The sequence below is a fragment of the Shewanella sp. genome, from assembly GCF_047975355.1.
Taxonomy (GTDB): domain Bacteria; phylum Pseudomonadota; class Gammaproteobacteria; order Enterobacterales; family Shewanellaceae; genus Shewanella.
In genome coordinates this window covers 19,029-29,516 of the sequence record NZ_JBKEDJ010000009.1, presented here as the reverse complement: position 1 = coordinate 29,516, position 10,488 = coordinate 19,029, and the positions used below count along the sequence as shown (strand labels likewise).

Annotated in this window: 5 protein-coding genes; 2 read left to right on the top strand and 3 right to left on the bottom strand. The window is 47.2% G+C overall.

From position 1 onward, the window contains the following. From ACK5NH_RS04395 to ACK5NH_RS04385, 3 genes are all read right to left on the bottom strand, one after another. Positions 1–1,898: alpha-amylase family protein (locus ACK5NH_RS04395; protein WP_416917966.1), on the bottom strand; the 1,898-nt coding region annotated here is incomplete at its 3' end. Between the two features lie 87 nt (positions 1,899–1,985). Then, entirely contained in the window at positions 1,986–3,968 is a 1,983-nt protein-coding gene (locus tag ACK5NH_RS04390; RefSeq protein ID WP_416917965.1) for a glycoside hydrolase family 13 protein, read from the bottom strand. A gap of 128 nt (positions 3,969–4,096) precedes the next feature. Beyond that, entirely contained in the window at positions 4,097–6,916 is a 2,820-nt protein-coding gene (locus ACK5NH_RS04385; protein ID WP_416917964.1) for a TonB-dependent receptor, read from the bottom strand. 497 nt (positions 6,917–7,413) lie between these two features. Here ACK5NH_RS04385 and ACK5NH_RS04380 point away from each other — a divergent pair, with 497 nt between their 5' ends. Both ACK5NH_RS04380 and ACK5NH_RS04375 read left to right on the top strand, forming a co-directional pair. Further along, positions 7,414–9,036: an alpha-glucosidase gene (locus tag ACK5NH_RS04380; RefSeq protein ID WP_416917963.1), complete on the top strand. Its 1,623-nt coding sequence runs from the start codon at positions 7,414–7,416 to the stop codon at positions 9,034–9,036. A 125-nt stretch (positions 9,037–9,161) separates the two neighbouring features. Continuing rightward, positions 9,162–10,433: a sugar MFS transporter gene (locus ACK5NH_RS04375; protein WP_416917962.1), complete on the top strand. Its 1,272-nt coding sequence runs from the start codon at positions 9,162–9,164 to the stop codon at positions 10,431–10,433. Positions 10,434–10,488 lie beyond the last annotated feature (55 nt).

The following is a 10,488-nucleotide window of genomic DNA, read 5'->3' as shown; positions in this document are numbered from 1 at the left end:
GCCTCAAAACGGACAAAGGCGAAGGTTGAGTCATCATAACCCGTTGCGCTGCCATTGTTTGTCTTATTGTTCGCCTTATTACTAACCTTTGCGGTCGATATCGCGCTGCGGTTAGTTTCATCCAGCGAGTAATATTGCCCCAAGAGTGCAGGTGCATTTTTCCCCGTGCTCAGGTTCAATAATTTTTGGTAATAGGTGCGCAGCGCGACTTCTGTGGCGGTTGATTGGCCACCATCAAATTTACCTTGATTCATCCAGCGCTGATGGGCGGGGACGCCTGCATAATCAAAAATACTGGTGCGTGATGCATGGCCAAAGCCTAGGTTTTGCGTCGCCGCTTCTCCTACTTTTTGGCCAAAATAAATCAAGGTGGGTGAGGTACTTAAGGTTGCTGACACCACCATTGCAGGCAGGGCGTAGCGGGGATCGACCGCATCTGTTGAGGTGTTACCAGTTAAGGCGCCTAAAAAGGCGGCATTGGCGATGCGCTGCTCGTCGTGGTTTTCTAAAAAGTGCAGCATGTGCGAGTCGATATCTTGCACTTTGGCCTGGTCTGCGGCGATCTGCGCAGTACTTTTTTGCCCAGCCATAATGGCTTTGAGGGTGTCGTAAAGATCGACTTTATCGTAAAGGTAGTCCATTTTGCCAAGCTGAATATAGTCGCGATACAGCGCTGGGTTATAGACTTCGGCTAAGATAAAGGCTTCGGGATGACTATGTTTTATATGACTATTTAAATAGCTCCAAAACTCGACGGGCACCATTTCGGCCATATCGTAACGAAATCCATCGACTCCCATTGCTAACCAATACTGGGCAATTTGATTGAACTTGATCCAAGAGTTGGGTAATTCATGGCTATGTTGTTGCCAAAAAGAATAGTGCTGCTCGGCGTCGAGAGTGGCATAGCGTTGCGGAAGTGCGGGGAAATCATGGCTGCCATCGGGGCGGACACCGTAATTGATTTTAACGGTTTCATACCAGTCGTTCATATCCGGCTTAGCGAAGCGTGAGCCATTGCCCGTCCATTTGGCGGGGATCTCTTTAAATTGGCCATTAGTTAGTGGATGTGATTCACCGCCTAACGGTTTGAGGCTATCAGGCAAATCGGGCACTTGAAAGCCAGAGGATTGTTTTTTATCAATCACATAGTAAAAGTTATTATGTTGTGCATATTCAATGGCTTGATTATCGTCTTCACCAAAATCGCGCACGCCTTCTGGCTTAGTGATGGAATGATAATTACGTGCCACATGGTTGGGGACTATATCGATAATCACCTTTAAGCCTTGCTTGTGGGTGCGCGTGATAAGTGCCTGAAACTCTTGTAAACGCTTTGCGGGATCGACCGCTAAATCGGGGTTTACGTTGTAATAATCTTTAACCGCATAGGGCGAACCAGCGCGGCCTTTAACCACATCGGGATCATCGTTACTTACGCCAATCGCACTGTAATCGCCAATTAAGGCGTGGTGGGGCACACCTGTATACCACACATGGGTAACGCCTAAGTCTTTGATACTTTTTAACGCCGTATCATCTATATTATTGAATTTACCCACGCCGTTTTCGCTAATCGTGCCCCAAGGTTTATTGGTGGCATTTTTATTGCCATAGAGGCGGGTAAAAATTTGATAAACCACGGGTTTAAACTGGTTTGCTTGCTCGCCATTGTGATGGGCTGGCAGGATTTCGCCTTCGGCCACATTTGGATTGGCAGACATGGTTTTAGCCGCCATTGCCTGTAACGCTGTTGCTTGAGTAGTGATTGTTTGAGTGGTGATTACTTGTGCGGCCAAAGCGCCAAAGGCACTAACGCTGGTCAATGCCAGTAGGGTTAATCCCTGATGCCAGCGATAAGCGCCACGTTTGCTGTTGTTAGATAATAGAAAATTCAACCTAGGTTCCTTTACTGACTTGGCGGCCAAACTGTAGTTTGGCCGCGCTGTTAGGTAAGCATGCTTAGCTGCTTCATTGAATATGGGTTATTGATGATTGAGTTCAAGCAGCATGACGCCAGCATGGGGCAGGGCAAGTGATTGATTCAGCTTGAACTTATCCCCTGTGAAGACTGAGTTAGCCGAGCTATTGCCCGCCAATACCTTGCTAAAGCGGCTTAAATCTAGGGTTTGTGCTTGGTCATTCTTGTTGTAAATCACCATCACTTTATCCGCATCGGCTTGGTAGCAGGCATTGCCCGCTGCAGCCTGTTTGGCAACGCATCGAAATTGCACATAAATGCCGTTTTGCGGCACAAAGTGCAGTAAATCGCCCGTTTGCAGCGCGGCTGAATGTTTACGGTAATTAAGTAGGGGGCGCACAAACGCAAGCGCTTGCTGCTGTTTTGCGTTAAGCCCTTTACCGCTAAAACCGTTGACTTTGCTATTAGCAAAGCCACCCGGAAAATCGCTACGCACTACACCGTCGTGGCGGCCTTCGGTTGGGCTGGTCATTAATACTTCTGTGCCGTAAAACAGCTGTGGAATGCGTTTGGCCGTTAACACATAGGTGAGGGCCATTTGGTACAGCGGCAGGTTTTCTTTCAGCAGACTATAAATCCGATTGGTGTCGTGGTTGCCTTCAAAGAGGACTAACTGGCTTGGGTTAGCATACACCACATCATTCGCTAACATCCCGTAAAGCTTGATAAAACCTGTATCCCAGCCTTCGGGCTCGTTCAGGCTTTCAACCAGCTTTTCATAGAGCGGAAAGTCCATCAGGCTAGGTAAATCCGAGCGATAGCCATCGGCATTGATTTTGCCTTTTTGCCAATAGGAAACGGTAATGGGGTTGGCGGTCCACTCTTCGCCGACAATATTAAAATGTGGGTATTCGGCCATTAAGGCCTTTGACCATTGGGCTAAAAAGGTTTTATCGGCGTAGGAATAGGTGTCTTCGCGAATGCCCGAAAGCCCTGCATATTCCACCCACCAAATGCTGTTTTGAATTAGATAAGTCGCAAGTTTTGGGTTGCGCTGATTGAGATCGGGCATCGAATCGACAAACCAACCGTCGACAAAGTCACTTTTATCCTGTGTGTCGGCGTAGGGATCTTGCACTGTGGTGCGTCTATGACTGGTAAAGCTGGGGCTGATAAAACTGGCCGCGGGAGCCGTTTTGGAATCTGTTGCATCGGGCGGCTGCGGGTAGTTGAGCCAGTCACTGCTCGGTAAATCCTTTAGCCACCAGTGGTTTGAGCCGATATGGTTAAGCACTACGTCTTTAATCACCCCAAGACCATGCTGTTTGGCCTCAGTCACTAACCTTTGGTAATCTTGATTGCTGCCAAAACGCGGATCGACCCGATAGAGATTGGTAATAGCATAACCATGGTAGGAATATTGGGCTTGGTTGTTTTCAAGCAGAGGATTGATCCACAGCTGAGTGACACCTAATTTGACTAAGTAATCTAAGTGCTGGCGAATGCCTTCGATATCACCGCCATGGCGGCCATCGGAATTTTCTGGTGCCGCATGCTCGAGCATATCGGCTTGATTGTCATTGCTTGGGTTGCCATTGGCGAATCGGTCAGGGGTGATAAGGTAAATCACATCTTTATTACTAAAACCTGGACGCTCACGGCTGCCATCAGCCCGAGCAGCTAAAGTGTAAGGCAGTTGTAAGAGCTGCTTGACACCATCGAGAATGCGGATGTCAAAGGTCTGCGGCTTGGCTTGGCTCAAGTCTAAATTGATAAACAAATAATGGGGATTCTCCGTCTGTTCAATCCCTTCAAACACCACATCTTGGCCAACAATCTCAACCTTAAGCTGCGCAGCATACGCAGGCAGGGCACTGCTGTGGAGCATCAATTGCAGCTTAGGATTATGCATCCCCGACCACCAAGAGAGGGGCTCGAGGTGAAAAGATCCTGCACTGTTGATATGGCTATCGCTGGCGTGTACCAAGGTGGATAAGGATGATGATGCGGCTAAAACAAGGGCGAAGAGTAGACTGTGACGTATCATACTATGGGCCTTTTATAGTGATGTTTCGAGTGTGACTTTTGAAATAAATGGCGGCGTGTCATCTCACTTTTGTTATAGGAAAAATGAAAAGCCTGCTTCGAAGTGAAGCAGGCTTTTTTAACAATAACTTACAGAGAGTAGGTTAAACCGAGGAAGTATTGTCTACCGAAGTATTGAATTGTTCCGGTTTGATGCTCTTCACCAAAGTAAGTTTTATTTGGCTCGTCGGTGAGGTTATTGATTTGGAACAGGAACTTAAGGCCGTTATCCAGTGCATAAGAGGCTTGATAATCCACAATCGTTTCCGCATCGAAGAATGCCAGTTGAGATTCAACCGCAACTTGCTCTGAAACATAGCTACTACGATATCTCATGCTCACACGGGTATCGAATCCATCCAGTGTATAGAACAGTGTGGTATTCAGCACATCTTCTGAAAGTCCAGGTAATGGAATGGTCAGGTTAGAGCCGCTTAAGTCGGTGGTAAATTCCACTTCACTGTCTGAGTAAGAGTAACTACCTGTGAAGCCTAAGCCATCAAATGGTGATGGTAGGAAATCAAACACTTGGGTATAGCCTAACTCGATGCCACGGATGTAACCGCCTTTATCGTTGTTGATGGCTGTTTGATATTGACCTTCATCTTTGACGACAGGGAACTCTACGCCATTGTCAACGATGGTATCTGGCACGATAAATCCATTCGCTTCAAAATCAAATGGTTGAATAGTGAAGTTGTTGATAAAAGATTTAATATCTTTATAGAACAAGGCAACTACGACCGCACCTTCGGACTCTTCAAAGTAGTGCTCATAGGACAAGTCATATTGATCCGCATAGAAAGGGTCTAGTAACGGACTGGTGTTACCCCATGCGTTGTACTTTTTATATCCTGGCGTTGCGGAATCGTCATACCAAGAACCCATGCCAGACTTTAATTTATCAATTGGTGGACGTGACATCACGGATGCTGCGGCAAAACGCAGTTGATCGTTTTCAGTCAGGTGGAAGGTCAAGTTAAGTGACGGTAGGTAGTCAGTGTAGGTTTTACCGACTTTATTGCGGATATAATCCGTGCTTACTACACCCAGATCATCGGTAATGGCTTCACCTAGACCATAACCCACTTGTTGCAGACCAGTACTGCTTTGATCTGTGTGAACAACACGCATACCTAGGTTACCTGTGACTTTAATATCACCGATATCAAAGTCTAAGTTTGCTTGCACGTAGCCTGCTAATACATCTTCATTGACCGCGCCGCTTTGGATCATGGTCCAGTTATTTGACCAGTTAGCGGTTGGGGTAAAGGGTGACTGACCAGTTGCAGCGAGTTGTGCATTTACCAGTTCAATTGCTTTGTTAAAGTCAATGGCAAGGAAACTTGGATAACTCGCTAATTCACCACCAAAATCAACTACTTTGGCCATATCGCCATTGAGGGCGAGAACCGGTTGATTATCGGGGTTTTTGCCAAACTCAAAACCGTAACCCGCCTGTGAGCGCTGTGCGTTAAATTCACGCTCGGCATAACGCACACCAAAATCAACGGAAGAGACAAAACTGGTGTCTAGGACATAGTTAAAATCGAGTTTGTAAGCAATCAGATCGTTCTGCTGATTATAGGGCCACATACCGACTTCTTTTAGGCCAAGAGTCGAGGTATTGGTGTAGTCGTTAGCAAAGCTGACATCCGCAGGGCTTAAACCATTCAGTTGGTAAGTTACTGATTCAGAAGAGCGTACTTCATTGCCAATATCATCGTACAACACGGCGCGAGTACCGCCGTTAACGAATTCACCATCGGCTTTAGAATAGCTGACATCGGCTGCAACAGTCAGTGCGCCGCCATTATTCCACTCAAGGTTCAAAGAGCCTGAGGTGAGTTCTGAGTATTTTGAGTCGTTATCGTTGATCACGAAAACCGCAAAGTTATCAGTGCCATCGGTAGAGACTGTGCCGCCCGTCATTGAACCGTTTTCGACAACGGCATCACTGATAGTACCATTTTTCAATGACTTAACGCGGAAACCACGGGCAAAGTTTTCAGAGGTAAATTTAGAGTGGAAAAGATCGCCTTTTACGCTCAGGTTATCGCTCGGTTGCCAATGGATCGCAGCCATATAACCATCACGGGTATCGTCACCGCCTTTTTGTTGCAGTTCAAAGCCTTCGCTAATCGCTTCGGTTACGCCGTCAGCGTTAACGTCTTTTTTATCATCATTAAAACGTAAGCCGATGAATTGGCTTGCAACGTAAGGTTGATACAGGTGCGCATAGCCCACTGCAACCCCTAAGGTGTCTTCGAGGAATTTACCTTGGTAGGCGAGGCTTAAACGATTGCCATATTGCTCAGCGTCGGAGATTTCATCCGCACGATCATTAAAGCTGCCACGGGCATTGATATTGAATGATTGGTCTTTGTCATTTTTCAGCGGATCGGCGGTTTTTAATTCAACCGTACCAGCCACGCCGCCTTCGATCAGCGAAGCTTTAGGCGTTTTATAAACTGCCGCCTGACTGATTAATTCGGATGGATATTGGTCAAACTCAATGGCGCGTTTACCGCCTGTGGTCACTTGTTCATGACCATTGAGGGTTGCAAACACGAAATCGCCATCGAGCCCACGGATATTCAGGCCGCTCGCTTGGCCGCCTGTACGTACAGCAGTTACACCGGGTAAACGGGTCAACGCATCGGCGATAGATTGGTCGGGTAGGGCGCCGAGATCGTCGGCAGAGATAGATTCAGATACGGTATCGCCAAAACGTTTTTCATTGAGCGATTTGATAACACTGGTTCTGAAGCCTTTAACTTGGATTACTTCAATTTCGGCATCTTTGGCTTTTAGGTCTTTTTCTTTTACATCATCTGCTGCGTAGGAGTGCATACTGGCACCAGCAGCAACGAGTGCTATGGTCAGCAAGCTGGGTTTAAATCGCATCATTTCTATCTTCCCCTTGAAGTCGCTTTTTACCGCTTATGTAGAGCGTTTTATTGTTATTACCGCATTGTTTTTACGGCATTTTTTGGTATTTCGGCGCTTAATTGACTGCATAAGTGCTGCGTTTATGACCAAATTGTTATGCAACGGTGAAGATACTACTCCCGAGAATCTTAGCGTCACAATATTGTGCATACGTATTCAATAGGTCATACGCCCGCTAAAACAGAGATTTTGCCCAAAAAAAGTCCGATTTCATCTCCAGCTAATTCAATGTAACCTTATGTTAGTAAAGGGTTAGTTTATTATTTATCAGACAAGTCTAATCATAGTCCGTTTTGCATACGTATGCAGGCGTATTGAACCTTATTTCCCTGTTCACGTATGCTCGTTGCCACTAATACAAGCCGCAGCGCCTTTACTCCGCAATAACATGATTGTAACTGCTCATGTGAGAGTTTTTGGGTTAGCGCGCTGAAGAATAAGGATAAAGGGGCAATATGAGTGAGTTAACTTGGTGGCGTGGAGCCGTGATCTATCAAATTTATCCACGTAGCCTTTTGGATACTAATGGTGATGGCGTTGGCGATCTGCGCGGCATTATCACTAAGTTGGACTATATTGCCAGCCTGAATGTCGATGCCATTTGGATTTCGCCTTTCTTTAAATCGCCCATGGCCGACTTTGGTTACGATATCAGTGACTATCGTGAGGTCGATCCGCTATTTGGCTCGATGCAGGATTTCGATGAGCTGATTGAAAAAGCCCATCAACGTGGCATTAAAGTCATTATCGACCAAGTGTTAAGCCATACGTCAGATCAGCATGCTTGGTTTTGTGAGAGTCGTGAGAGCCGCACTAATCCAAAAGCCGATTGGTATGTGTGGGCCGATCCTAAGGAAGATGGCACTGCACCAAACAACTGGTTGGCGATTTTCGGTGGTTGCGCCTGGGAGTGGGAACCGCGCAGACAACAATATTATCTGCACAACTTTTTACGCAGCCAGCCCGATATAAACTTCCATAATCCTGAAGTGCGTCAAGCTGTGTTAGATAATGTGGAGTTTTGGTTGAAAAAAGGCGTCGATGGTTTCCGCCTAGATGCTATTACCTTCTGTTATCATGATGAGCAGCTTCGGGATAATCCGGCAAAACCTAAGGATAAACGCCAGGGGCGCGGATTCAGTGAAGATAATCCCTATGCCTATCAGTACCATTACTACAATAATGACCGCCCGCAAACGATCCTATTTATTGAAGAATTACGCCAACTGATCAATCGTTACCCGGGAGCTGTGACTTTAGGCGAAGTCTCCGCCGAAGATTCACTCGCCGTAATGGCAGCCTATACCAAGGGCGAAGATCGCTTACACATGGCCTACAGTTTTGAGCTGCTGACCGATGACTATAGTGCCGCATATATTCGCCAAACTGTCGAGGAACTAGAGGCGAGTATTGGTGATGGTTGGCCTTGCTGGGCGATTGGTAACCATGATGTGCAGCGCGTCGCCAGTCGTTGGGGCCGTGGCAAACAAACCCGCAATATGGTGAAAATGCTCAACGCTATGCTCAGCTCACTTCGCGGCAGTGTCTGTAGTTATCAAGGGGAAGAACTCGGCTTAACTGAAGCACCGATTGAGTACCATGAGTTACAGGATCCCTTCGGCAAAACCTTCTGGCCGATGTTTAAGGGCCGTGATGGTTGTCGTACGCCTATGCCATGGGAGCAACACGCCGACTTTGCTGGCTTTAGCCAAGTGACGCCATGGCTGCCTGTGGCGACAGAGCATCGAGCGCTGGCTGTCGATGTACAGGAAGCCGATCCCGCATCTATGCTGCAGGGCTATCGTCAATTCCTCGCGTGGCGTAAAGGCTATCCTATTTTGATTGAAGGGGAGATTGAGTTTCTCGATGCACCTGAGCCCTTGTTGGTGTTTGTGCGTACACTGGGTGAGCAGAAACTCCTTGTGTGTTTCAATCTATTGGACACAGAAATCCAGTGGCCGCTGGAGCAGCTCCGCATACAGCAAGAATTGACGGGACATGGTTTGAAAACTGCGCAAAGGGTTGCTAACACATTGACATTCTCGGCCTATGCCTGCTTTTATGCGCTGTTGAACTAGTTTTCGACCGGCATAACACTCGTTCGGACGGGCAATACAAGCTGATTGTGGCTGCCTGTCGTTGTACGAAAACGCCTAAGGGACATACCCTTAAGATAATAAAAACATGATTAGAGAGCACAACTATGGCGTCATCTATAAACACCAGCAGCCACACGAGCAGCGTGAGCGAGGCGGGAAACGGTAATTATCGTTTCGCGTTAGTCTCATTAACCTCACTGTTTTTTATGTGGGGTTTTATCACTTGTCTGAACGATATTCTGATCCCTCATCTTAAGGCGGTGTTTTCACTCAATTACACCCAAGCGATGTTGATCCAGTTTTGTTTCTTTGGCGCTTATTTTCTGGTGTCGATTCCGGCTGGTCAGTTGGTGAAAAGACTCGGTTATCAAAAGGGCATTGTCACAGGTTTAGTGATTGCGAGTATCGGTTGTGGCTTGTTTTATCCTGCTGCATCTCTTGCAACCTATGGCTTGTTCCTTGGTGCCTTGTTTGTATTGGCCTCAGGGATCACCATTTTACAAGTAGCGGCTAACCCCTATGTGAATGCGCTTGGCAGTAGCGAGACTGCATCGAGCCGCTTAAACCTGACTCAAGCCTTTAACTCTTTAGGGACGACGGTTGCGCCATTTTTTGGCTCGATTTTAATTCTTTCTGTGGCGACCACTGCGTCTTCCGAGTTAGCGCAGGCCAATGCCGAAGCGGAAGTGGTTAAGCTGCCATACTTACTATTAGCAGCAGCCCTTGCCGTACTCGCAGTGATTTTCGCTAAGCTCGACTTGCCAGTGATCCGTGAACATACCGAAGCTGCTGCGGGTGGGGTTCAAACCCATTTAGGTAAAACCAGCGCGCTACAAAGCACCCATTTAGTGCTCGGCGCTGTGGGAATTTTTGTCTATGTGGGTGCAGAGGTTTCGATTGGTAGCTTCTTAGTCAACTTCCTTGGTGAATCACACATTGTCGGCATGCCTGAAGAGCAAGCGGCCCATTACATCGCCTATTACTGGGGCGGTGCTATGGTTGGTCGATTTATTGGCTCGGCTGTTATGCAGAAGATCCCCGCAGGCGCTGTGCTCGCTTTCAACGCCTTAATGGCCGCATTGTTAGTGCTTGTGGCCATCACCAGCAGTGGCACATTGGCGATGTGGGCGATTTTGGGCGTGGGATTATTTAACTCGATTATGTTCCCAACCATTTTCAGCTTAGCGCTACGTGACTTAGGTCCACACACCTCACAGGGCAGTGGTATCCTCTGTTTGGCCATTGTGGGTGGCGCGATCGTGCCATTATTACAAGGTGTGTTGGCCGATAACTTAGGCATTCAACTCGCCTTTATTCTACCTGTGGTGTGTTACGGATTTATCCTCTTCTATGGGGTAAAAGGCTCTAAAATGTAACGGCATTTGCCATTTCGATAAAAGCGATCCCCTCGGATCGCTTTTTTATTGGACT

Excerpts from the sequence above, each read along its gene's own strand:
- ACK5NH_RS04375 (WP_416917962.1), top strand. The coding sequence starts at position 9,162 with ATGGCGTCATCTATAAACACCAGCAGCCACACGAGCAGCGTGAGCGAG.
- ACK5NH_RS04390 (WP_416917965.1), bottom strand. The coding sequence starts at position 3,968 with ATGATACGTCACAGTCTACTCTTCGCCCTTGTTTTAGCCGCATCATCA.
- ACK5NH_RS04385 (WP_416917964.1), bottom strand. The coding sequence starts at position 6,916 with ATGATGCGATTTAAACCCAGCTTGCTGACCATAGCACTCGTTGCTGCT.
- ACK5NH_RS04380 (WP_416917963.1), top strand. The coding sequence starts at position 7,414 with ATGAGTGAGTTAACTTGGTGGCGTGGAGCCGTGATCTATCAAATTTAT.